Source organism: Paenibacillus sp. Paensp38 (assembly GCF_059491915.1).
This window is the reverse complement of record NZ_CP168516.1, coordinates 1,689,370-1,713,118: the sequence shown is the minus strand read 5'-3', so window position 1 is coordinate 1,713,118 and position 23,749 is coordinate 1,689,370. Positions and strand designations below refer to the sequence as shown.

The following is a 23,749-nucleotide window of genomic DNA, read 5'->3' as shown; positions in this document are numbered from 1 at the left end:
TTTAGTACCGCCCCAATTGTTCTTCGTAGGATGCAATATTCGCACGAATCTCTTCAATCGAATCCCCGCCGAATTTTTCTAGCAAAGCTTTTGCAATCTCCCAAGCTACCACATGCTCCATAACTACGCTAGCCGCAGGTACTGCACATGCATCCGAACGCTCAACCTGTGCAGTGAACGCCTCCTTCGTATCAATGTCGACGCTTTGCAGAGGCTTGTAGAGTGTGGGGATCGGCTTCATTACGCCACGAACCACAACTGGCATTCCATTCGTCATGCCCCCCTCAAAACCACCCAAACGATTGGTACGACGGTGATATCCACGTTCCTCATCATATAGAATCTCGTCATGCACCTGTGAACCGCGCAACTCTCCTGCTTCAAAACCGATGCCGATTTCCACGCCTTTAAATGCATTAATCGACATGACGCCTTGTGCGATACGTGCATCCAGCTTCCGATCATACTGTACATGACTGCCCAGACCAATCGGAACACCTTCTACAATACATTCCACTACCCCACCGACTGAATCACCTTCTTGCTTGATCAGATCAATATATGCTTCCATTTTCTTTTCGGTTTCTGGATCGGTTACTCTCACCGAGGAAGCTTCTGTCACCGCAATCAGCTCATCAATCGGCAAATCGCGGTAAGGAGCTTCGATTTCCCCAATACGAATGACCTGACCTGCCACCTTGATTCCGAACTCAGCCAGCAATTGACGAGCCAAACCGCCGCATGCCACACGAATTGCTGTTTCACGTGCGCTGGAGCGCTCCAGCACGTTACGAAGATCCTTCAGGTTGTATTTCATTCCGCCATTCAAATCCGCATGACCCGGACGTGGCCGGTGAACCCGACGCTTTTCTTCATCACTGCCTTCAATAGGTTCAATATTCATAATGTTCTGCCAGTGCTTCCAATCGTTATTTTCCACAACCAGCGCAATCGGTGCACCCGTGGTGTATCCGTGACGTACGCCTCCAGCAATCTTCGCCGTATCTTTTTCAATCTGCATACGCCGACCCCGTCCATATCCTTTCTGACGACGGTGCAGCTGAAAATTCAATTCCTCAAAATCCAATTTTAAATTGCTCGGCATACCCTCTACAATGGCAGTTAGCTGGGGACCATGCGTTTCCCCCGCGGTTAAATAACGTAAACTCATGACGCGTTCCCCCTTTAAACTGTTAAACTGTGCATCGCTAAAATCTTTAACTGTGCTTCATTATAGTATACGCACCTTTCTTTGACAAGAAAAGCCACGTGTATGCAGATAAACAAAAACACGCCTCTTAGCCAAAGGGGCTAAAGGACGTGCTTTGCTAATAAGCCAACCATCAATTACTCAAAGATATAAATAAGTCCCTATAAAACTTTGGATGATGTTTGCAGGCTTATGCTTTTTTGCGATAAAAAAAGGTTTCCGTCGATTCCAGACCATATTGGTTAGGAGAAAAGATTTGCTCTGTGCTACCGACAAACAATACTCCGCCGGGACGAAGACTGGCTGCAAACTTTTGATACAACGTATGTTTGGCCTCTTCTGTAAAATAAATCATTACATTTCGACAGATAATGAGATCATAGCCATCCTCAAACCGATCCAGCAGCAAGTTTTGCTTTTGAAATTTCACGGCTTGTTTCAAACGGTCATCAATTCGATACATCGCACCATCCGGCTTAAAATATTTGCTAGCTACCTGCTCAGGCACATCCTTGAGCGAACGCTCCAAATATTTGCCTTCCTTGGCTTTTGCCAATGCACCATCATCAATGTCGGAAGCCGTAATGGAGCAATTCCCCAAAATCCCTTTACCGTCGAGAACCATAGCCAAGCTATAAGGCTCTTCACCAGTCGAGCAGGCCGCACTCCACAGCTTAAGCTTCTGCTTCCCCACAAGCAGTTGTGGCAAGATTGTATCTCGCAGCACTTCCCACCGATTGGGATTACGCCAAAATTCCGAAACATTGATCGTCATCCGATCCAGAAATTCATAGAATAGAGGTTTTTCCTTCATCATGGCATCATAAAAAGAAACAAAACTGGGAAACCCGTTTTTGTTGCAAAGCGTAGTTAACCGCCTTTTCATCTGTGCTTCTTTGTATTGTGCAAGATCAATACCTGTGCTGTCCTTGATTTTGCGGATAAACGCTGTGTAATCGGGGTCCGTCTGACCCAGTTCCATATCCGTCATGCTACCATCCTTCTTCATACGTAATTAAACTTACACCCAGGTCGCCACACTTTTTTCATACCGAACGGATTCTTCCGGCATGAAAAAATTTGCAATCTCGCGCTCTGCGCTCTCCGGTGAATCTGAACCATGAATGAGGTTAAACGGTGTATGTGCTGCAAAGTCTCCACGAATTGTGCCCGGAAGAGCTTCGGTTACTTGTGTTTTACCAATCAACAAGCGGGAAAGCGTAACGATGTTATCCCCTTCCCATACCATAGCAAACACAGGGCCTGATGTGATAAAACCTACAAGCTCTTCAAAAAAAGGCTTGCCCACATGCTCCGCATAATGCCGTTCTGCCTGTTCTCTTGATACTTGTACAAGCTTGCCAGCCGCCATTTTAAAGCCTTTGTCTTCCAGACGACTAATGATACGTCCAATCAATCCACGTTGTACACCATCCGGTTTAACCATCAAAAAAGTACGATCCATCGGCTCACTCCCAATCCAATCTAATGTATTTATACAGTACTAAACTGTATTGTAACAGAAAGCTTGGAACTGGTTAAAGCATTTTGTCACAGCAAACCCAAAACACAACTTTAGTAGGAGCGGCGTGTTACAAAATGAGCAATATCGCGTAGCGTCTTTTTTGTTTTGACATCTGGTAGTAAGTCCAGCGCGTTTAGCGCTTTATTAATATATCGGTCGGCGAGAATTTCAGCTTTAGCGATTCCTTCACTTTTTTTGATTATATCCACCGCTTTGCGTGCGTCTCCTAGCCCATCTCCATCCTGAATGCGGCGGATTTCAGCCAGTAGATCTGCACGCAACTCAGGCTGTTCGAGCGCATAAATCACCGGAAGCGTAATATTCCCCTGTCTCATATCGCTGCCCGGCGGCTTTCCGATCTTTTTTTCTGTTCCGCACAGATCAAGCAGATCATCCTGAATTTGAAAAGCCATACCTACGTTATAGCCGTAGCTGTACAGCAGGGAATTGACACTTTCCTGTGCCTCTGCAGCCATAGCTCCCAGCTGGCAACTAACCGCAATTAATAAAGCCGTTTTGCGCCGTATGCGAAGCAAATAATTACGCACACTCTGATCCACATTAAAAAAATCACGAATTTGTTCCATTTCACCAATGGACATCTGCACCAGCGCTTTAGACAGTACCCGGTGAATGTCGGGATTCGGCAATCCAGCAGCAATAGACAGCGCACGTGCATATATGTAGTCTCCGGTGTACATAGCCACCCGATTGTCCCATTTGGACTTCACGGTGGGTTGACCGCGTCTCATTTCCGCATCGTCAATCACATCGTCGTGAACGAGAGAGGCAGAATGAATCAGTTCCAGAGGTACCGCTATACGCTTGAGCTTGTCCAGATCATATTCTCCAAACTTGCCTCCCAGCAATACAAATACGGGACGCAAACGCTTGCCCCCTGCTTTAAGCAGATGAAGCGACGTATCATTAATCAACGGCTCCGTACTATCGATACTGCGGTACAACTCTTCTTCTATAAAGTTCATATCCTTCTTTAATAAACCGAACAAATCCAATCGTTTCATTCTTTCACCCGTGTCAGCGTATTGTCACTCCAGAGAAGCGGCTTTACTCGTCGGTCAAGCAGCCCCAGTTCATGCGCATACTGAAAGTAAAGCTCTAAACCTTGTTGTTGCTTCTCTCCAAAATCATAACACAGATTAGTAAAGTAGCGCTCCCAATAATCTCGCAGACCTCCAATTTCCTCGCATGCTTCAGAAATAACAGACGTCAAGTCCGACAGACTACGCTGCTTGCTTGCGCGGAACGCACTCGCAGTTTCAGCCACCGCTGCGGGATTTTGAGCAGCAACAGCACGTCGTACTGCCCATACAGCAAAAGTCATACTGTAGCCCGTCCAGCGCTTCCACTCTTCTCCGAGGTCCGTAACATACAGACCTTCGTTTCGCCAAGATGCCTTAATCGCGTGATCTCCAATCAGTAGCCCCGCATCTGCCTGTTCCAGCATCAAGTCAAGATCCGGTTCACAGTCAAAATAGGAAGGCTGACCTTCCCATGCCTTTTGCATCAAAATTTTTAACAAATTCACGGATGTAGCAGACGTATTCGTTAATGCAATGGTTCCGTTTTTGATTTCGTCCAGCGGCTTGCGTGAAAATAGTAAAATGGATTGCACAGGACCATCTGCACTGACGGATAAATCCGGCAACAGTAGCATTTCCTCAGCACCGGATGCATACGCAAAGGAGGACATCGCACTGATATCCAAACTCCCATTCAACATACCTTGATTCAATTCAGCCGGAACTTTAGAAACCATCTCCGCCGAATGGAGAAGCTCAGAAGGATTAAAATAATGAAAAATAGGCCAAGCGTTTGTATATTTAATTTTTCCGATTGTGATTGTCTTGGTGTCCGGTGTCGGCATCGGAATCCCCCCATCTCGTAAACAGTTGATGTTCTATACGCAAGCTGTCCAATACTTTGCCTACGAGGAACAGCACAATATCATCCAGCGTCTTCGGATGAAAGTAAAAAGCCGGCATAGCCGGAATCATTTTGACGCCAAGTCTCGCAAGCTTAAGCATGTTTTCCAAATGAATGGCATGTAGAGGTGTCTCACGAGGCACAAGGATCAGCGGACGACCTTCCTTTATCATCACGTCCGCTGCCCTCGCCATGAGATTATCGGACGAACCGTGTGCTACTGCTGACAACGTCCCCATCGAGCATGGCATGATAATCATCGCATCCACCAAATAAGAGCCGCTCGCAATCGAAGCTCCAATATCTGTGAACGGATGGTATACAAGAGAACCGGGACGGCCTCCGAATTGTTCATTCAAAGCCCCTTCCCGGTCAGTCACATTCCAGCCCAACTCCTCTTTCAACACCCGCCAGCCAGCATTAGACACGATCAGGTGAACTGTGTATTGCAAGTCCAGCAGAGTCTCTACCAGTCGCACACCATAAATGCTTCCGCTCGCGCCTGTAATGCCAATAACGATTCGTTTGCCTTGATGTTCGCTCACCTGATTATTCATTAGTATTAACGCACCACCAAATCAATCAGTGTAAAGGCAAATACGACAGTGCTAAGTACACCGTTCATAGTAAAGAATGCCGTCTGCAAACGACTCAAATCTTTTGGAGATACGATATAGTGCTCATAAAATAAAATGATGTACGAAATAATCATGCCCGCCAGATACCACCAGCTTAAATCTGCAATAAAGAACAGTACAATAAATCCGATCGCCGTAATGACGTGGAATGCCCGAGCGATGTTCAATGCACCTGCTACACCAAAACGGGCAGGAATAGAATAAACTCCTTCGTTTTGGTCAAAATCTATATCCTGACAAGCATAAATAACATCAAATCCAGCCGTCCAAAATGCGATCGTGAGATACAGAACGATAGCGGTCAAATCTATTTGTCCCGTTACCGCAACCCACGCGCCTAGTGGCGCCAAACCAATGGTCAGACCAAGTACAATATGGCAAAGCCAAGTGAAACGCTTGGTGTAAGAGTAAAAAACGAGCATAAAAAAGGCCAGCGGAAACAGCTTGAACGCCAGCGGACTTAACTTGAATGATGCCCAGAATAACAACACCAGACTGACGATAATGAAAATTACCACTTCGCTTGATTTGAGCAACCCTGCCGGGATAGCGCGTCCTGCTGTGCGCGGATTTTTCCCGTCAATCACCCGGTCGATCATACGATTGAAGCCAAAAGCAGCACTGCGTGCGCCAACCATAGCTAGCAGGATCCAGCCGATCTGCGGCCACGAGGGAAGGTTGCCTGTCACGACAACTGACCCCAATACAGCCCCCATGAATGCAAATGGGAGCGCAAATAACGTATGTTCAATTTTAATCATTTCCAAAAAAATAGCAATTTTCTTAAACATGCTGACTCTCCTTGATTCCAATGTGCAATGCCGCAATGCCTCCGGTGAGAGAATGAGCCTGAACATCCTTCAATCCGACTTCACGGAAGATGCCAGCCAACTCATCCCTTCCTGGAAAAAGCGCCAACGAATCAGGGAGCCATTTATACTGCTCATAACGTTTGGCGAACAATTTGCCGAGCATGGGCAAGATGTGTTGAAAATATGTGTAGTAAATTCCCTTGAACGGCTGCCAAGTAGGTTTGGACAATTCTAGACATACGACCTGCCCGCCAGGTTTGACGACTCGTTGCATCTCCTGTAACACGTGGCGCAGATCAGGTACGTTGCGCAGACCGAAACCAATCGTTGCATAATCAAATGAATTATCTTCAAAAGGCAGTTCCATCGCGTTGCCCTGAACAAGCTTAATTTGCTTTTCACGGGATTCTGATATAATTTTACGCTCGCCAACATTGAGCATGTTCTGACTAAAATCGAGTCCTACGATGTGACCACTTTCACTTGCTCGCGCCATCGCAAGCGTCCAGTCACATGTACCACAGCAAAGATCAATTGCCGTATCGCCGCGACGCATGTTCATTTTTTTCATCGTAAATTTCCGCCAAGCCTTATGTCTGCGAAAGCTCAGTATATCGTTCATCAAATCGTATTTACCTGCTATGCTTTCAAACACGCCATGAACGAATTGCTCTTTCGGCTTGGTGTCGCTTGATCCCATCACGTTCACCTAACCTTCCCTCACAACTGGGTGCGGACTATTTAGCAGCTTTAGGAAAGGCTCAAGCATGCGTTCAAATTCCTCGATCCCCGTATTTTGGTCATCTGACAGGATCTGCCGGATGTGTGTAACAGCCGTGCGAAGCTTGTCCAGTATCGCATCCTCGGCTTTGTATTTCAGAACAAGCTTACGCCATGCTTCAGTGTCAGTACCACTCTCTGAAAGCAACGCTTGCTCGTTCCGGTCCCCGTTACCATAAATATGCCAGAACATATATCCGAAACGGGACTTGTCCGGTTCTGTCCGCTTACCCCATTCCTCCACCAAGGTATCACAGAGGGCAAATTTGTTGAGAAGCTGCTTCCAAATTTCCTGATCCTGTTCTGCTACAAGTGAAGTGAATGATAAAAAAAGCTCCTTTTTGAAACGAACCATCTGAGTTAAATACTGAGTTGCATCCAAGCGGAATTGCTTCATTCCCCAGTACAGACTCATTTTCCCTGCGTTCACTTCACATACAGCATCACTCAGCTTCGAAATGGCCGTAATGCGGCCTGCCAGTGCAAGCAGCTGATAAAAACGACTGCTAAAATAGTCCCCAGCTAACACTTTCAGCTGTCTGGAACGCATCTCCTCCGGGCTCCGTATACCGGATAAAGTATCAATCATATCATGCGTATCCAGCCCCATCTGCACAAGTGAGGTTACCAATGCGTACAGTTCGTCCTCACTGGCATGCAGCTCCTGCGCATTCCGGTTCAAAAACACAAACATCAAACGGGTACGGCTGTCAGGAAAAGCCGGCATTTCCGTATGTTGTTGAATCATGTCGTATTCCACATATTTCCTTGCTAATTGGGGTACGCGATACGGTTTCATCCTAAGCCTCCGAGACATGACTTTCTGCTATACTCAAATAATTGCAATGCCTTATATTATATCACAATTTAAAATGATTCGCGACTAAAGTACTGTAGGTCCACCGGCAGAAACATCTAATCTGTATATACACCGTTAAACCTGTTTTGCCACATGGGCGTTACTGTAATGCGGAAACGGGATTTCAAATCCTCTGGCAATTCCGCGCCTTCCCGGCTTCTCAGCTGTTCCAATGTCTCGTTCGTCCACTCGTTCCGGCGTATATCGGATGCAAGCAGCAAATGACGTTCTCCTGACCATTCGTCCTGCGTCACCACCCGAAGCAGCAATTGCCGCACATTCGTCGTTCCGTAAAAGCTAAAAGCGGCAATCTCCGCCATGTTTTGATAAATCTCTAGCGGGGCAGTTTCTTCCTTGGACAGTTTGACATCCAGGGTCAGGACTGAATGTTCCCAGCTTGCGCTTGCAATCGGTGTAGTCAACGGTAGCTCATTCAGCGTATCCACCAGATTGTCATCTGACAGCAGCACCCGTTGCTGAGGCGAAATCGTCGCCTGTGTCTCACGAACTGCTGCGGTTCCTGAGTCCAGCACTTGTAAAGACGGCAGCAACACAGCTGCTGCGATGGTTATGAGAATGGAGCCACCGAATACAATCCAAGGTTTCATCAGAGCCTCCCCTGACCTCTACCTCATAATGTGGGTTTGCTACGGTAAAGGTCCTCACTCTCATTCTACAACAAAAAAAAGCAGGCTATGCCTGCATTTTAATCCTCCGTATCTACTACCCCGTGCTTAGTCATCACAACGGCTTTGCCGCGAATTTTAATAGCAGAAGTATGATCCGTAAATTGGACAATCAGTACCTCGCCCTTGTCCAATTTTTCTGAATGATGCAAGCGTGTATCCTGGCCTCTGGTCAAACCAAATACCTGACATCCGTTGCTTTTCGCTTTAATTACGACGTACTCACTGCTACCCGTCACGTTATCTTCCATATCCTTTTCCTCCCTGAGAGCCGAAGCTATACTTTTTATGATGGAGATTCAAGCTTGTTTTGTCAACTACATGCTTCCCGTGCTCCTGCAATAATTAGCATGTCCCGAGCCATACTATCCGTGCAGTCCCATCTATTAAAGAAAGGAACGGATCTGATGAAAAACTACCTTCCCGCCAATCTCAGTCCTGCCCAAATCGAACGGCTTCAACAGCTGGAGCATGAATTTGCCGAGCTAACAGGTGAACCCCTAGTGCTGATCGCTTATGCCTCGCGAAACGGCAGGGCAGCTTCCTCTTCTCCAGTCCATAGCACCCCTACCACGAAGTAAACAGGACAAAAAGAAAAGGCCGTGAATCAAATTCACGGTCTTTTCAGCGCATTGGGAATATGTAAGAAATCTTATTTAATTCCGTCTTTAAGCGCTTTACCCGGTTTAAATGCCGGAATTTTGCTCGCAGGAATTTCGATTTCTTCTCCTGTTTGCGGGTTACGTCCTTTACGTGCGGAACGTTCACGAACCTCAAAGTTCCCGAAACCTACCAGTTGCACTTTATCTCCGCTTTGCAACGCTCCAGAGATCGCCTCAAATACTGCATCGATTGCTTTGGTTACGTCCTTCTTGGACAATTCAGTGCTTTCAGAAACCTGATTGATCAAATCCGTTTTATTCAATATATTCACCTCCCAATTCAAGTGTAGTCCAGCATTTAGGTTATCGGTGTTAATGACCGATATGAGGTCGCCTGTATAAAATAACCCGGGCGGCGTACTGCCTTCCATAATGTTATCATCTGTTTCCGTTTCGTCGTTAAATATACATAGAATATACCTAACCTCCGCAATATAGGCCGAAACTGGCGTTTTATGGCACCCTGCTTGCGTGGAACAAGGTTTATAGTAATACAGTCCACAGACAATTTCAAGTACGACGACGGTTTAACACATAAAAAGTAACGGCCAGCGCAAGTACCAGCACTACTCCTTTGACAATATCATGGGCGAAATATTGCACATTCATCATCGTTAGTCCATTAACCAACACACCGATCAAAACTGCACCAATAAATGTACCAATGACATTGGGTTTACCAGCACCAAAGACCGAAAAACCGACGAATACTGCAGCTACCGCTTCCATGAGCAAGGGGGAACCCGCGTCAATTTGGCCTGAGCCTACGCGCGAGGCATACAAAATACCGGCAATCGACGCAAATACACCTGAAGCAACATAGGCCAGAGTACGGACTTTTTTTACCCGTATACCCGACAGACGAGCAGCTTCCTTATTTCCACCCGTTACATACATTTGACGCCCATGCTTTGTATAGGTCAAGAAAACATGCACTGCCGCCACAGCCAGCAACAGTAAAATAACCGAAATCGGGATACCCAACCATTTACCTTGCCCCAGCAAAAGAAATGCAGGAGATATCTCCCCCGGCGCCTTGCTACCATCGGGAAACTGCATATGATTATATATGGTATAGCCCTGTGCGTACGTTTTGTGAATCCCGCTTACAATATACATGATTGCAAGGGTTGCGAGCAAATCAGGAATACGCAGTTTAATGATCAATAATGAATTCAACAGTCCTACCAAAGCGCCGACAATCAGAGACACAATAATGACCACCGCAACAGGCTGCTCATACCAGACCATTAAAGAAGCGGAAACGACCGTTGTCAAAGATACTGTAGCTCCCACCGACAGGTCAAAACCGTCCACGATAAGTGACAATGTCACACCAATGGCAACGAAAGTCACAATGGCAATCGAGCCAAGAATGTCCATTAAATTATCATAAGTCCAGAAATAAGGTAATGTAGATGAAAAAAACGCCAACACACCTATAATGACAACTACGGCACCGTAACGAAATGAGACGTTTAACCATTTTTCCTTCATGAATGCACCTCTTCACCCCCGCTGGCATACAACAGAAGCTGTTCCTGTTCCACTTCGCCCCGAGCAAATTCCTTTATAATTTTGCCATCATACATCACTGCAATCCGATCACCAATGCCAATCCCTTCAGCAAATTCACAGGTTAGATAAATGATCGCTTTTCCTTGCTCCGCCAACTCACCAATGATACGGAAAATATCACTTTTTGCCCCTATATCTACACCCTTGGTTGGCTCGTCAAAAACAAATACATCCGCTCCGGAATGCAGCCATTTCCCAATAGCAACTTTTTGCTGATTCCCGCCACTTAAATATTTAACATTCTGACGGAGCGATGGTGTCTTAATACCGAGAGAGGCGACAATCCCATTACCGTTATTTCGTTCTTTACGTCGACTGATGAAACCAAGGACACTCAGTTTGCCCAAAAGCGGAAGACTAAGGTTTCTTTCCACACTCTCCTCAATTAGCACCCCCTGCTTACGTCGCTCCTCGGGTATGGACACAATTCCTTGAGCTACCGCATCCGCTGGTTCCCTCAATCGAATGGAGCGACCTTTAAAGGTCAGCTCTCCCTTATCCGGCTTGTCTGCTCCTGTAAGAAGTCGTGACAGCTCTGTCTTGCCTGCACCAACCAAACCCACAATAGAGAGAATTTCACCACATCGGACCTGTACATCAATGCCGTGCACTCGTAATCCTTTGTGAAGCCCTTTCGCTTCCAATACCGTTTCACCAATCGGTACCTCTGTTTTTGGGAATTCCTCCTCAAATGTTTTCCCAAGCATATGCGTAACGATGTCACCTACACTTAAATCAGACGCAGGTCCCGTGAACACGCGCTCACCATCACGCATCACCGTAACACGGTCACTGTGTTCGATAACCTCCGGCAATCGGTGTGTGATGAGGATACATGCAACTCCCTCATCCTTGAGTGTATGGATTGTGCGGAACAAACGTCGCGTTTCTTCTTCGCTGAGCGGCGCCGTAGGCTCGTCAAAAATGATGGCATTGGCTTGCTGTGTCAGAATGCGTGATATAAGTACAAGCTGTTTTTCTGCCAACGTCAATTCAGACACATATCGTCGCACGTCAATATCTATCTCCAGACGTGCTAATGCCTCACGCGCTCGTCTGCGCATAGAAACCGGTGCAGTCCACCATCGACCATCAGGGGCTGACAAATCGTCCATTACAATATTTTCAGCAACAGTTAACTGTGGTACAAGCGCTGAATCGACCTCCTGATACACACAGTGAATTCCCGCTCTTTTGGCCTCCCACGGTGAACTAATGTTCAGTTCCTTGCCACCAACTACGATAGCTCCCTGATCGGAATGATACGCACCGGACAGAATCTTCATCAATGTACTTTTCCCTGCCCCGTTGGCGCCCAGCAGAGCGTGAATCTCGCCACCCTGCACTGTAAAATCCACGGCTCGCAGCGCATCTACACCAGCAAACTGTTTGCTAATTTTCTTCATTTCCAATGTATATACTTGTGAACTCATGGTGCCCCCTCACGCCTGCTTATGATAAAAGCGCGCCGAAGCGCGCCTTTGCGTTATGCAAACATTTTATTTGGACGTTTCATATTCCTTCATCCAATCCTTATAGCCCTGTTCGCTTTGGCCCCAGCCCTTCACATATTGGGACAGCTCGGATGTGGAAATTTGCTTATCCGGCAACGCTTCGCGTTGCACATATACAGCCTTCAGTACGACTTTCTCCTCCGGATTATCCCCATGCAGCTTCTGATATGCATAGCGCACTTGTACGCGCCCGATATCTGTTGGATCTACGGCTGCCGAGGCCACCCAAGGATTTTTCGGGTCTTGGATCATTTGCAAGTCCTCGTCGCTCATGTCAATGCCGTAGACTTTAATTTCCGTACGTCCCGCTTGTTGGATGGCACGTGCTGCGCCTTTGGCAAATTCATCCCATGCCGCCCAGACGGCTGTAATTTCGCCCTTAGGATATTGCTTTAATACAGCTTCCATTTTGGCTTGCGTATCCAACGCAGGATTCTGAGCCGAACCAAAAGTCGCAATTTCTTTAATATCCGGATTGGATTTCAAAAATGCACCATAAGCAACCTGACGACGTTCCATCGGCGCAAATCCGGCAACCCATACTTTCACAATGTTGCCTTTGCCACCGATATCCTTCTTCATTTGCTCCAGCGTTAGCTCAGCCATGCTTTGGTCATCCTGTGAGAGCACTACCGCACCCGGAACATTGACGGCAGCATCGAACACGATAACTGGAATATTGCGGGAAACTGCTTTTTTCAACCCTGTTTCCAGTAATGCATCACCGTGATCAGTCAAAATGACATCAAACTGCTGGTTAATCGCACTATCAAGCAGAGAAGCCATTTTAGCCTTATCGTTATCTGCCACAAACTTAGTCAGCGTACCGCCAAATTTTTCAACTTCCTCTTCCACACCTTGAACATACTGTTGCGAAAATGTGCCCGTGTTAAACTCCATGATCAACGCAACCCGTTTACCCTTTAGATTTAAGTTGTCCGTTTTTTCGTTTGTTGTATTCGATTCCGCAGTGCTTGTCCCTTGAGTGCCGCTCTCTGTTTTCGGCACGCCACATGCAGTGACCAGCAAAACCAGCACCAGTAGCATGATACCTCCCAGTCCTAGCTTTTTGTGTCTTTGGAACTCTTTTTGGATATCCATGATTTCATTTCCCCCTCGTTCAACCACAAAATGATTCAAATTTGATACTTAATATATCGCTTTAAACCAAGTATGTAAATAGGTTTTATTAAATATAGAAAATTTTCCGGTTTTATAGGCCAACACACAACAAACAACCGCCCCCCCGATTGAATACCGGAAAACGGTTGCTGCTTAAATTTGAAATCAAGGCGGAGCCTGGGTCGAAGATACAATCTGTCTGTTTATTTTAAATAGGAGAACGCTCACATCTAACTTATTTGGAGCACTGCTTTACCGGAAAATTTCCGATCTATCAGTTGTTGGGCTACAGCTCCAATTTCCTTCCACGATGCCTCCACTTCGATTTTTGGTACTAACTGGCCTTTTGATACAAGCTCACCTAGTAATTTTAGATCTCCCGCTGGGGAATAACGATTTATTTCCTCACCTAGAAAGAAGCAATACAAAGTTCTACCACCTAAGCCCCTGATATTAATCGTTGCGTAAGGTGAGGACGAATGTCCCATGGACACACATATCCCCTCTGGCATAAGCTGAGGTAGTAATGCAGCTAGCGTATCCCCACCTACTGAATCCACAATGAGATGATAAGGTCCGAATGTATCCAGCGAGGAAATCGCCGGATCGCCAACGATAACCTCATTAGCACCAGCCTCTTGAACAAGTAGAGCTTTTTCCTCTGTTCTGGCTACACCTACTGTAAAAGCTCCTGATTGCGCCGCTAGCTGATGTGCAAAAGTCCCAACTCCGCCAGTCGATCCAGATATCAATATTCGCTTACCGAGCAGCATTCCTCCTTTTCGAAGTGTATAGAGCGCTGACAGACCGGCTACTGGTAAAGTAGCAGCCTGGGCGAAGGTAATATCATCAGGAAATTCAGCCACTAATGAAGTAGGAGCGGCAATTTGTTCGGCCCATGCTCCCATCGGGAGAAGTCCTACGACACGGCTTCCTTGTTTCGGGCCCGTGCCATCTTTGGCTTGCTCGATGACAATCCCGGCAAAATCCCATCCTGGTCTGCTCTGTCTTCCATGATTTCTTGCATCTACAACTTCACCCCGATTCAGAGAGAAGGCCTGTACTTGAACGATCGCTTCCCAAGGCTGGGCCTGCGGGACTGAAACTTCCTTTATTGCGAAATATCCTGAAGCAAACGGATCTGTTACAATTGCACGAACCATATGATCTCCCCCATCATTCTCATTGAGAAACCCTTGTAAATAGCTCCCCTTTTTCACATTGTAGTATACTGTAGGGAACTATCTGCACCAAGTGTAGAACTACACCTCATTATGAAAAGGATTGAAAAAGGATGACCATGCACAAGGACTTCCGATATAAAACATTAAAAAACGTTTTGGGAGAGATTGAAGCTGTTCGCATGAAGCGTCAACGGGAATATACTGAGCTATCACACCCGTTATTAAAACGATTTACTCAGCAGGAGCTTAATGATGAGGCATGTCCTACGTATAAAAATCTATTGGTTGGACGGTCTCGTCGAATACCGGACCGGCAAACGATAATCCATATTGCTGAGTATCTGGAGTGTACTTCACATGAGCGCAATGACCTTCTCCTCGCCGCTGAATATCTTCCGATCCATTACGAACTCGAAGGACGTTCTCTAGAGCTGGCGCTGGAGCAAACACAGCAAATCATGAGTAATTTGCCATTTCCGGCGATGATTGTTACTCATACCTTAGATATCAAAGGGTTAAATGAACCGTTTCGCCATTTATTTGATATTCCTTCCGATTCTTTTATGAATGGCAAACTGAATAAAGTAGATTTTCATTTTAACTCCGATTTTTCCATTCGTCCCCGTTCTACCTTCGATGCTGAGTCGTTCGAACAGTGGGAGTCTCATGCTATTTTTGGGATACAAGCTTTCAAAAGATATAACATGTTGTCCCGATACGACCATTGGTATACGAAGTTAATAGACAGATTTCAAAAATACGATGATCTTAATAAATATTGGAATATGCAGCCAAAGGACTCAGCAAGTGAAATTGAGCAACCCAAAATTATTTTGGCCAGAATGGGAACCGCGGACGATTTAGTCCCTATTCGCTACAAGCAAATTCATCTTTCTGTAAGTAGCCACATGTATCCTGGAATTGAAGTATACTTACCGATTGACGATCCTGCACGCATAGTATTTCAATATTGGGGTTGTCCAGCCGAATATCAGAACTACGCTTTTAATGAATAGGAAAAATTCGCCTACAGCACTTTATGAGAAACGAAAAGCTCAATAAAAACAGAGGTAGTCTAGGACTTTATTTTCTCGTCCATGGCTACCCCTGTCTGGTTTTGGAGGTCAGTCTAATATTTTGTTTTTGCGAACCGTAGAGAGCAAATTGCTCTCCACGGTATTTCTCTTATACATTTTTTAGGTGTGGCTTACCCTTAAAGAATAATAGCAATGAGACCGCCGGAGCCTTCATTAATGATACGACCCAGCGTTTCCTGCAGCTTATAGCGTGCATTGTCCGGCATCATGGCGATTTTACCCTGAATGCCTTCCCGTACAATGGAATGCAGCGAACGTCCGAAAATGTCTGACTCCCAAATTTTGATTGGGTCATTCTCAAAATCTTGCATCAGATAGCGCATAAGCTCTTCACTTTGCTTCTCTGTTCCGATAATCGGAGCAAATTCCGATTCCACATCGACACGAATCATGTGTATAGAAGGTGCTGTCGCCTTGAGCCGCACACCAAACCTTGTACCCTGACGAATCAACTGCGGATCGTCTAGTGCCATCTCAGATAACGACGGCGCGGCAATGCCATATCCCGTTGTCTTGACCATTTCCAGCGCCTCGGCGAAGCGGTCGTACTCTCGTTTGGCATGGGCAAAATCCTGCATCATTTGCAGCAAATGATCCTTGCCACGAATCTCTACCCCGACGACTTCGACCAAAATCTGGTCATACAGCTCATCGGGAGCATACAGATCAATTTCAGCTACGCCCTGCCCCATATTCATCCCGCTCAATCCGGCCCTGTCGATGAATTCATATTCCATAAACTGGCCAACCACTCGATCTACATCACGCAGGCGTCGAATATCTTTAACCGTATCGCGAACGGAATTTTCATAATTGCTACGCAGCCAGTGCTCTTCGTTCAGTACCATGACCCAGCTCGGCAGGTTTACATTCACCTCATGCACCGGAAATTCATACAATACTTCACGAAGTACGCCTGTAACATCATCTTCCGTCATCGTCGCCGCGCTGAGTGTCATAACTGGTATATCGTACTTGGCAGCCAGCTCACCGCGAAGCTGGAGTGTTTCATCACTGCGAGGATGCGTGGAGTTGATAACCAAAACAAATGGTTTGCCAACTTCCTTCAACTCCTCAATGACGCGTTCCTCCGACTCTACATAAGAGCTGCGCGGGATTTCCGCAATCGTGCCGTCTGTAGTGACTACCACACCGAGCGTCGAATGCTCCTGAATAACCTTGCGTGTACCAATTTCTGCCGCTTCCTGAAAAGGAATGGGTTCTTCGAACCATGGTGTGGAGATCATCCTCGGACCATTTTCATCCTCGTACCCTTTTGCTCCTTCTACTGCATATCCTACACAGTCAACCAGACGTACATTCACATCCAGTCCTTCCGTTACTTTGATCTGGACGGCATTATTCGGTACGAATTTAGGCTCCGTCGTCATGATCGTCTTGCCTGCCGCACTTTGCGGCAACTCGTCTACGGCGCGGGCACGGTCCGCCTCACTTGTAATGTTTGGCAGAACAATCGTCTCCATAAACCGCTTGATAAACGTTGATTTTCCTGTTCGGACTGCGCCGACGACCCCAAGATAAATGTCTCCTCCGGTACGTTCGGCAATGTCTTTAAAAATGTCTACTTTCTCCAATGAAATCCCCTCCTAAAAAGTCTCCGAAGGAAAAATGCTTAAAGAGCATCCGCTTCGTGTTCAACCAACTGCTTGATCCCAGATGCGGCAGAACAGCCTTTAAAATGCCCGGAAGTCGTCCGCCGCCGAGATTCAGGAGACTGATGGAATCGGCGAAACGGCGTAAACTCGTACATGCATTTGGACTGATACCATCATATGTATCCCCTCCGTAAAATATGTTTAGTTTTTTGAAAAATAGATTACGACAGAGCGATCATTGCAGAAACGATATTTTACGTTTGGTTCCACTCACCTAATATATGCGGGGCAAGACTCTCCCATGACTTCGTCGCTAGATTAAATAAAAAAAGGATGTTTCTCCTGACCGTTTAGAGTCGTCGGAAACATCCTTTTTCTATTCTCCTGATATAATCGGCATTACCACAGTTCATCATCCAGCGCCTGACGCTCCAGTTGCCGTCTGATAGCCGCCTTGAGCCTATCCTCCGGTATGGTTACCTCCATATCGCCTTGGACACGTGCCTGGCAGGATAAGCGCATTCCTTCATCCAGTAAAGGCCCCAGCTTACGCTGCTCTGCATCTCTGGGTTGGTCTGCAAATTCAGCCCATTCCGGTGATATTTGTACCTTACACATCAGACAGGCTGCTTTTCCGTCACAACGAGTGGGGATATATACACCCGCTTTACGAGCAGCCTGAAGCAATGACGTACCCTGACCGACCTGTACGCGCCTACCTGACGGCCTAAACGTAATCTGCACATTCATGAATAGTCCTCCAGTTGTCTTTCTCCTAACACACACAACTTATACTTCATTGCCCATCTGGATGACGGAGTGCAACTCTGGCCAAGGCAGAAGTTCTACAAGCTTGTCCAATTGCTCCTCATTCCAAATATTACTGACTAGTAGCTGCTTCAGTACAATTATATGACGTCGCGGGTCGCGCTTCATGACTTCTGCAATCGCTTTATATCGGTCGGGTCGATTTCGCAATATATTGAATAAAAGTTCATGACTGAGCGGCATCAGACGCAGTGAAGCACTCCCCAGCTCAAGCTGAACACCAGCCGACCAAAGTAGTCGCTCGATCTCTAAGCGGTATAACGCTCCGTCACATAATACTTCAAATCCCCCCACCAACTCGACTGGAAATCCCTCCAGATCATAGTGGCTCAGCAATGAAACGTAAGAGCCGCTACGATCAACCTGCTGTCGATCTATACTTATACCCAGGGGGTGCGCATGAAGTTGCTTTGCTGCATGAATATCCGCATAAATATCAATGTCCCGAGGCAGGCGATCCAGTTCAACTTCATGTACAAGTAGTGAACAACTCCCGCCTAGCATCCACGGAACCGACACTGTTGACCAGTTCTCAGCCAAGCTACTCAGCGCAACTGCCAGATTGTGAGGAAGCCTGTCTACTAACACCGATGATATTGCCTCCTTCAACATTGTTTCCTCCTTTGCTGTCTTTCCTTCCGTTTCCTGATGGGCATCATTATAACATGTTCGACAGGGCAGTTCGATATTTTGTGTACTGTAAAAGCGGTTACCCACTCCAAAATATAAAAAAACCGCGAACCTTCCCGGTCCACGGTGAATAATACTAACTGGCGTGCGGCCAGCGGTCTATTTTTTCATCATCATTTTCATCAACGCTTCCATATTGGAAGGATTCATTCCGCTCTTTTTGACGGCACCAACAATATCCCTTACTGTATCTTCCGACACCGGAATGTTGGCCATCGCAGACACTTGCTTGATAAGCTGACGCAGTTGCGCTTCGCTTTGAAGCGTGTCCGCCTTTACCGTGCCTGCCAGCTTTTTCACTGCATTTTCGGATATGTTTTTGCCGCCTTTTTTGTTAATGGCCTTCAATGCATCTTTCGGAAAGTTTTTATTCATAATCTCCCCTCCTCCGCCATTGCTCAACTCAGTCTATGAGTGGCGGAGACAAAAGGTGATTAAGCGTACATAAGACATGCCAAACGCCTAACTAAAAAAGGCTATCTCATTATAGAAAAAATCTACCATGAGACAGCCTTTATATTATTAAAGCTCATCTGAGCCTTTAAGAATGCCATTGCTCCCAAGTCTGAAGTGGCATGACTTCCATCTCGGTCTTAGGGTCGCGACCCATCAGCGCCTCAACGGCCTTACGGACGTCACGTCCTTCAAACAGTACTCCATACAGTACCTCTGTAATAGGCATCTGAACACCTAATTTTTGAGAGATGGCGTATGCCGCTTTTGTCGTTCGAATCCCCTCTACGACCATGCCCATAGATTCCAGCACATCATCAAGCTGTTGGCCCTGTCCTAATAGTGACCCTGCACGCCAGTTGCGACTGTGACGGCTCGTTGCCGTGACCACTAGATCGCCAATACCAGCTAGGCCGGCAAAGGTTAATGGATTAGCCCCCATCTCAACTCCGGCACGGGTAATTTCAGCCAACCCACGGGTCAATAAAGCTGCTTTGGCATTATCACCGAAACCAAGCCCATCTGACATTCCCGCACCCAATGCGATAATGTTTTTTAGCGCCCCGGACAGTTCCACACCGAGCAAATCGCGGTTTGTATAGACACGGAAATAGGAGTTCATGAACAGCCCCTGAGCAGCCTGTGCAGCCTGCTCATTGGAGGAAGCTACAACGACCGTTGTAGGACATTTCCTCACCACTTCTTCCGCATGACTCGGACCAGACAGCACGGCAATATCGCCCTCCGCGACTTCCAGTTCTTCCGAGATCACCGTGGACATACGTTTAAGCGTTTCTGTTTCAAAACCTTTAATGGCATGCACTACCAGCATATCCTTGCTAAAATGAGCTTTCAGACTACGTGCTACCTGACGAGCAGCAGCAGAAGGAGATACGATTATCACTGCTTTAGCACCAGATACCGCAGTCTGCATATCAGTTGTAGCTGAAATGCGATCAGACAAAATAGAGCCCGGTAAATAATGCTCATTTGTATGCTTCTCATTGATTTCAGCTGCTTGCTGCTCGTTTCTCGTCCAGACAGAGACATCGTTGTTATTGGCCGCAAGAACGGAAGCCAGGGCTGTTCCCCAACTCCCCGCGACCAGCACAGCTATTTTCTCAGACAAGACGATCTCCTCCTTTGGAGCCAAGCTTATTCTCATTCCCCCGTACCAACTTGACTATGTTGGTACGGTGTCTCCACACAGCGAACAGACAAATGATTAGAGCCGTCCAGAATAACGGCCATGCAAAACCAAGCACGAGTAATATCCAAGGGGTCAAAATGACAAATATGAGTGATCCAAGGGATACGTAACGAGTCATTACAATTGCAAGTATCGCAATGATTCCGGCATATAGTGCGGGCAGTAAGGCAAGCGATGCCAATACACCAATAGCAGTCGCAATACCTTTTCCTCCACGAAAGTGAAAATATACCGGCCAGTTATGGCCCGCAATCGCCGCAATGCCGCACAAACCCGGTACCCAGGATGATTCCCCACCTAACCAGTGCCCTATTAGTACCGCAATAACCCCTTTAAGAACGTCCAGCAGCAGTACCAGAATAGCTGGGCCTTTTCCAAGCACACGCAGCGTATTCGTCGCACCGGCATTGCCGCTCCCATGTTGGCGAATGTCGATTCCTTTTAATTTTCCATACAGCAAACTAAAGCTGACAGAGCCAAGCAAGTAACTGAGTACGATGGCAACGATTTGTAAAATCAACCTATTCGCTCCTAACTTTCGTCAGACTTGCGCCGTGTAAAGATTCGAATTGGAGTTCCTTCAAAATTGAAGGCGGCGCGGATTTTGTTCTCCAGATAACGCTCATACGAGAAGTGCATTATTTCTGGATCGTTTACGAATACAACCATCGTAGGCGGCTTAACAGCAACCTGGGTCACATAGTTAATGCGCAGACGACGTCCCTTGTCTGTTGGTGGAGGATTGATGGCAACCGCATCGGAAATTACATCATTCAGCAAATGTGTCTGAATACGCAACACATGCTGCTGTGCCACATGCTGTACAACAGGAAGCAGCTTTTGCAGGCGTTGCTTCGTTTTTGCAGACAAGAACACAATCGGAGCATATGTCATAAACAAAAAGTGATCGCGAATTTTCGTTTCAAACTGGTGCATCGTTTTGTCGTCCTTGTCCACGACATCCCATTTGTTAACGACAAACAGCGAAGCTTTACCCGCTTCATAAGCATAGCCAGCAATGTGCTTATCCTGTTCAATAATGCCTTCCTCGCCGTTAATAACGACCAATACAACATCTGCACGCTCAATGGCACGCATGGCACGCATTACACTATATTTTTCGGTCGTTTCATATACCTTGCCACGTTTACGCATACCTGCCGTATCAATCAGTACATACTTTTGACCGTCTTTTTCAAAGGGTGTATCAATTGCATCACGTGTCGTGCCTGCAATGTCACTAACGATAACCCGCTCTTCTCCCAGAATGGCGTTAACCAGTGAAGATTTACCTACATTCGGGCGGCCGATCAAGGCAACACGAATAACGTCTTCATCATAGTGATCTTCTTCCAGCTCAGGCAAATTGGATGTAATGGCATCTAGCAGATCGCCTATCCCTGTACCATGGCTACCAGAAACAGCGATTGGATCACCAAATCCATAAGAATAAAACTCATAAATCAGATCGGCGCGACTGAGGTTGTCCACCTTGTTGACAGCTACGATGATCGGTTTACCCGAACGATATAGCATTTGAGCAACCTCTTCATCTGACTGTGTAATTCCTGCTTTCGCATCACTCATAAATACAATTACATCTGCTTCTTCTATTGCAAGTTCGGCCTGCATACGGATGGATTTTAAAATGACATCCTCACCATCAATCTCAATGCCGCCGGTGTCAATAATACTGAAGGATTTACCATTCCACTCCGATATACCGTATATACGGTCACGAGTGATTCCGGGTTTATCTTCCACGATGGACAAACGATCCCCGATTATCCGATTAAAAATAGTGGACTTGCCCACATTCGGACGACCAACGATAGCCACAACGGGTCTTGCCATAAATTCACTCCTCCTGTCAATTCTTCCGCTATCATCATAGCAAAAAACATACCTATTGGCGATATGGTCATGTAACAACAATCGGCGAACCCTCTGGGTCCGCCGATGGTGTACGTTATGCATATTATAAAATGTATTGATTTAAACTCATTTAAATTTGTTCAGCTTATCGCCAAAACGCTCGCCGAGCGTAATGCTCAGACCGGAATTATTGAGGGAAACGTTAGGATTATTCAGTTCCTCACGAGGTGCACGAGATGCACGTGGTGCTCTTTCTGCTTTAGGAGCAGCTTCGGGAGCTTCCTCAGTTTCTTTAATGCTCAGGCTAACACGTTTTTCGGAAGGATTCATTTCAAGAATTTTAACTTTCACTTCTTGCCCTTCCTCCAGAACTTCTTGTGGAGTTCCAATGTGTTTGTGGGAAATTTGGGAAATATGAACCAAACCTTCCACGCCAGGAGCGATTTCAACGAATGCGCCGAAGTTAACCAGACGTTTTACAACACCTGTTACGATGTCATTGTTGTTGAATTGTCCAGCAGCCGATTCCCAAGGACCAGGCTGTGCAGCTTTCATGCTCAGGCTGATTTTTCCTTTTTCAGGATCTACTTTCAAGACTTTTACTTTCACTTGGTCTCCCTCAGAAACTGCATCAGAAGGCTTATCGACATGAGTCCAAGCAATTTCAGATACGTGAACAAGACCATCCACGCCGCCAACATCTACGAAAGCACCGAACTGAGTAAGACGTTGAACCGTACCTACGATTTCTTGGCCTTCTTTCAGCTCAGCCATTACTTTAAGCTTGTTGGCTTCGAATTCTGCTTCCAGAACGTCTTTTTGAGAAAGGATCACTTTGTTATTTTCACGATCCAGTTCTTTTACAACAACACGCAATGTGCGGCCTTTGTAATCACTGAAATCTTCTACGAAGTGACGTTCTACCATGGATGCAGGGATAAATCCGCGCAGACCCACGTCTACCACGATGCCGCCTTTAACGACATCATTTACAACGACTTCAAATACTTCTTTGCTTTCGAACAGTTGCTCCAACTTTTCCCAAGCATTTTCACTGTCGATTGCACGTTTGGACAGAACAAGTTTTTCCTTGCCATCGTCAATGCTGATAATTCTAGCTTCAACCTCTTGGCCTACTTGTACTGCTTCTTCTGCGTTATCCAGACCAGAAGACAACTCGCGAATTGGAATAATTCCATCGTATTTATATCCAATGCTTACTACCGCTTGGTTATCTTCCAATTTCACGATTGTACCCTTAACGGTGTCACCTTTTTTCAGGGAGACGATTTGATCGAGCTCGTCTTGATTTGCCGCTTCAGCAGCTTCTTGATTTTTAATTTCTTCCGACATGTCAATACCCTCCTCAATTCAAAAAAAACCATTTATTTAAACCTGCGCATGGCAGAGTTCAAAACATAAATAAACTTTTGTTCTAGTTTTCCGAGCTTAGACACAATTCA

The 23,749-nt window shown here is 46.3% G+C and carries 26 protein-coding genes; 2 read left to right on the top strand and 24 right to left on the bottom strand.

Going from position 1 to position 23,749, the window contains the following annotated elements:
• Nucleotide 1 precedes the first annotated feature (1 nt).
• The 11 genes from aroC to mtrB all read right to left on the bottom strand — a co-directional run bounded on the left by aroC (nucleotide 2) and on the right by mtrB (nucleotide 8,708).
• Nucleotides 2–1,171 carry a chorismate synthase gene (gene aroC, locus ACEN8J_RS07830; protein ID WP_013310720.1) on the bottom strand — a complete coding sequence of 390 codons (1,170 nt, stop codon included), beginning with the start codon at nucleotides 1,169–1,171 and terminating at the stop codon, nucleotides 2–4.
• 229 nt (nucleotides 1,172–1,400) lie between these two features.
• The gene (locus tag ACEN8J_RS07825) at nucleotides 1,401–2,201 is read right to left on the bottom strand and encodes a CheR family methyltransferase (RefSeq protein WP_495594394.1); all 801 of its coding nucleotides are present in this window, start codon (nucleotides 2,199–2,201) and stop codon (nucleotides 1,401–1,403) included.
• Between the two features lie 30 nt (nucleotides 2,202–2,231).
• Entirely contained in the window at nucleotides 2,232–2,675 is a 444-nt protein-coding gene (gene ndk / locus ACEN8J_RS07820) for a nucleoside-diphosphate kinase (RefSeq protein ID WP_029517337.1), read from the bottom strand.
• A 110-nt stretch (nucleotides 2,676–2,785) separates the two neighbouring features.
• Entirely contained in the window at nucleotides 2,786–3,760 is a 975-nt protein-coding gene (locus ACEN8J_RS07815) for a polyprenyl synthetase family protein (protein ID WP_029517336.1), read from the bottom strand.
• Complete coding sequence (locus ACEN8J_RS07810; RefSeq protein WP_029517335.1) at nucleotides 3,757–4,623, bottom strand: menaquinone biosynthetic enzyme MqnA/MqnD family protein; 867 nt, start codon at nucleotides 4,621–4,623, stop codon at nucleotides 3,757–3,759. The genes ACEN8J_RS07815 and ACEN8J_RS07810 overlap by 4 nt, the downstream gene beginning before the upstream one ends.
• Nucleotides 4,580–5,239 (bottom strand): UbiX family flavin prenyltransferase, encoded by a 660-nt coding sequence (locus tag ACEN8J_RS07805; protein ID WP_340955770.1) that lies wholly within the window; start codon nucleotides 5,237–5,239, stop codon nucleotides 4,580–4,582. Before ACEN8J_RS07805 ends, ACEN8J_RS07810 begins: the two co-directional genes overlap by 44 nt.
• A gap of 5 nt (nucleotides 5,240–5,244) precedes the next feature.
• Complete coding sequence (locus tag ACEN8J_RS07800) at nucleotides 5,245–6,111, bottom strand: UbiA-like polyprenyltransferase (protein WP_029517333.1); 867 nt, start codon at nucleotides 6,109–6,111, stop codon at nucleotides 5,245–5,247.
• Nucleotides 6,104–6,832 (bottom strand): demethylmenaquinone methyltransferase, encoded by a 729-nt coding sequence (locus tag ACEN8J_RS07795; RefSeq protein ID WP_039271329.1) that lies wholly within the window; start codon nucleotides 6,830–6,832, stop codon nucleotides 6,104–6,106. Before ACEN8J_RS07795 ends, ACEN8J_RS07800 begins: the two co-directional genes overlap by 8 nt.
• Before the next feature lie 9 nt (nucleotides 6,833–6,841).
• Nucleotides 6,842–7,711, bottom strand: coding sequence for a heptaprenyl diphosphate synthase component 1 (locus tag ACEN8J_RS07790; RefSeq protein ID WP_069012695.1), 870 nt, complete (start codon nucleotides 7,709–7,711; stop codon nucleotides 6,842–6,844).
• Between the two features lie 116 nt (nucleotides 7,712–7,827).
• Nucleotides 7,828–8,379: a hypothetical protein gene (locus ACEN8J_RS07785; RefSeq protein ID WP_165146991.1), complete on the bottom strand. Its 552-nt coding sequence runs from the start codon at nucleotides 8,377–8,379 to the stop codon at nucleotides 7,828–7,830.
• Nucleotides 8,380–8,477: 98 nt separating this feature from the next.
• Nucleotides 8,478–8,708, bottom strand: coding sequence for a trp RNA-binding attenuation protein MtrB (mtrB, locus tag ACEN8J_RS07780; RefSeq protein WP_013310730.1), 231 nt, complete (start codon nucleotides 8,706–8,708; stop codon nucleotides 8,478–8,480).
• Between the two features lie 156 nt (nucleotides 8,709–8,864).
• Here mtrB and ACEN8J_RS07775 point away from each other — a divergent pair, with 156 nt between their 5' ends.
• On the top strand, nucleotides 8,865–9,038 hold the full coding sequence (locus ACEN8J_RS07775; protein WP_165146994.1) for a hypothetical protein: 174 nt from the start codon (nucleotides 8,865–8,867) through the stop codon (nucleotides 9,036–9,038).
• Nucleotides 9,039–9,109: 71 nt separating this feature from the next.
• On the opposite strand, the gene ACEN8J_RS07770 is transcribed toward ACEN8J_RS07775, so the two are convergent.
• The 5 genes from ACEN8J_RS07770 to ACEN8J_RS07750 form a co-directional block, all read right to left on the bottom strand.
• Nucleotides 9,110–9,382 carry an HU family DNA-binding protein gene (locus ACEN8J_RS07770; protein ID WP_013310732.1) on the bottom strand — a complete coding sequence of 91 codons (273 nt, stop codon included), beginning with the start codon at nucleotides 9,380–9,382 and terminating at the stop codon, nucleotides 9,110–9,112.
• A 247-nt stretch (nucleotides 9,383–9,629) separates the two neighbouring features.
• The gene (locus tag ACEN8J_RS07765) at nucleotides 9,630–10,616 is read right to left on the bottom strand and encodes an ABC transporter permease (RefSeq protein WP_069012697.1); all 987 of its coding nucleotides are present in this window, start codon (nucleotides 10,614–10,616) and stop codon (nucleotides 9,630–9,632) included.
• Complete coding sequence (locus ACEN8J_RS07760; protein WP_165147000.1) at nucleotides 10,613–12,130, bottom strand: sugar ABC transporter ATP-binding protein; 1,518 nt, start codon at nucleotides 12,128–12,130, stop codon at nucleotides 10,613–10,615. Before ACEN8J_RS07760 ends, ACEN8J_RS07765 begins: the two co-directional genes overlap by 4 nt.
• A 66-nt stretch (nucleotides 12,131–12,196) precedes the next feature.
• Nucleotides 12,197–13,312 carry a sugar ABC transporter substrate-binding protein gene (locus tag ACEN8J_RS07755; protein WP_165147003.1) on the bottom strand — a complete coding sequence of 372 codons (1,116 nt, stop codon included), beginning with the start codon at nucleotides 13,310–13,312 and terminating at the stop codon, nucleotides 12,197–12,199.
• Between the two features lie 251 nt (nucleotides 13,313–13,563).
• Nucleotides 13,564–14,496 (bottom strand): zinc-binding dehydrogenase, encoded by a 933-nt coding sequence (locus ACEN8J_RS07750; RefSeq protein WP_069012699.1) that lies wholly within the window; start codon nucleotides 14,494–14,496, stop codon nucleotides 13,564–13,566.
• A 131-nt stretch (nucleotides 14,497–14,627) separates the two neighbouring features.
• On the opposite strand from ACEN8J_RS07750, the gene ACEN8J_RS07745 reads away from it, so the two are divergent.
• On the top strand, nucleotides 14,628–15,533 hold the full coding sequence (locus ACEN8J_RS07745) for an MmyB family transcriptional regulator (protein ID WP_069012700.1): 906 nt from the start codon (nucleotides 14,628–14,630) through the stop codon (nucleotides 15,531–15,533).
• Nucleotides 15,534–15,730: 197 nt separating this feature from the next.
• Here ACEN8J_RS07745 and spoIVA read toward each other — a convergent pair whose 3' ends face one another.
• The 8 genes from spoIVA to rpsA all read right to left on the bottom strand — a co-directional run bounded on the left by spoIVA (nucleotide 15,731) and on the right by rpsA (nucleotide 23,639).
• A complete protein-coding gene (gene spoIVA / locus ACEN8J_RS07740) occupies nucleotides 15,731–17,209 on the bottom strand; it encodes a stage IV sporulation protein A (protein ID WP_029517326.1) in 1,479 nt (492 codons plus the stop codon).
• 420 nt (nucleotides 17,210–17,629) lie between these two features.
• Nucleotides 17,630–17,980: a 2Fe-2S iron-sulfur cluster-binding protein gene (locus ACEN8J_RS07735; RefSeq protein ID WP_029517325.1), complete on the bottom strand. Its 351-nt coding sequence runs from the start codon at nucleotides 17,978–17,980 to the stop codon at nucleotides 17,630–17,632.
• Between the two features lie 39 nt (nucleotides 17,981–18,019).
• Nucleotides 18,020–18,670, bottom strand: coding sequence for a hypothetical protein (locus tag ACEN8J_RS07730; RefSeq protein WP_023989184.1), 651 nt, complete (start codon nucleotides 18,668–18,670; stop codon nucleotides 18,020–18,022).
• A gap of 177 nt (nucleotides 18,671–18,847) precedes the next feature.
• Nucleotides 18,848–19,123, bottom strand: a complete 276-nt coding sequence (locus ACEN8J_RS07725; protein WP_013310741.1) for a stage VI sporulation protein F — start codon at nucleotides 19,121–19,123, stop codon at nucleotides 18,848–18,850.
• Nucleotides 19,124–19,289: 166 nt separating this feature from the next.
• Nucleotides 19,290–20,330 (bottom strand): NAD(P)H-dependent glycerol-3-phosphate dehydrogenase, encoded by a 1,041-nt coding sequence (locus ACEN8J_RS07720; RefSeq protein WP_029517324.1) that lies wholly within the window; start codon nucleotides 20,328–20,330, stop codon nucleotides 19,290–19,292.
• Nucleotides 20,323–20,931, bottom strand: a complete 609-nt coding sequence (gene plsY / locus ACEN8J_RS07715) for a glycerol-3-phosphate 1-O-acyltransferase PlsY (protein ID WP_029517323.1) — start codon at nucleotides 20,929–20,931, stop codon at nucleotides 20,323–20,325. The genes ACEN8J_RS07720 and plsY overlap by 8 nt, the downstream gene beginning before the upstream one ends.
• Nucleotides 20,932–20,942: 11 nt before the next feature.
• On the bottom strand, nucleotides 20,943–22,265 hold the full coding sequence (gene der, locus ACEN8J_RS07710; RefSeq protein ID WP_013310744.1) for a ribosome biogenesis GTPase Der: 1,323 nt from the start codon (nucleotides 22,263–22,265) through the stop codon (nucleotides 20,943–20,945).
• A gap of 147 nt (nucleotides 22,266–22,412) precedes the next feature.
• Nucleotides 22,413–23,639 (bottom strand): 30S ribosomal protein S1, encoded by a 1,227-nt coding sequence (gene rpsA / locus ACEN8J_RS07705; protein ID WP_029517322.1) that lies wholly within the window; start codon nucleotides 23,637–23,639, stop codon nucleotides 22,413–22,415.
• Nucleotides 23,640–23,749 lie beyond the last annotated feature (110 nt).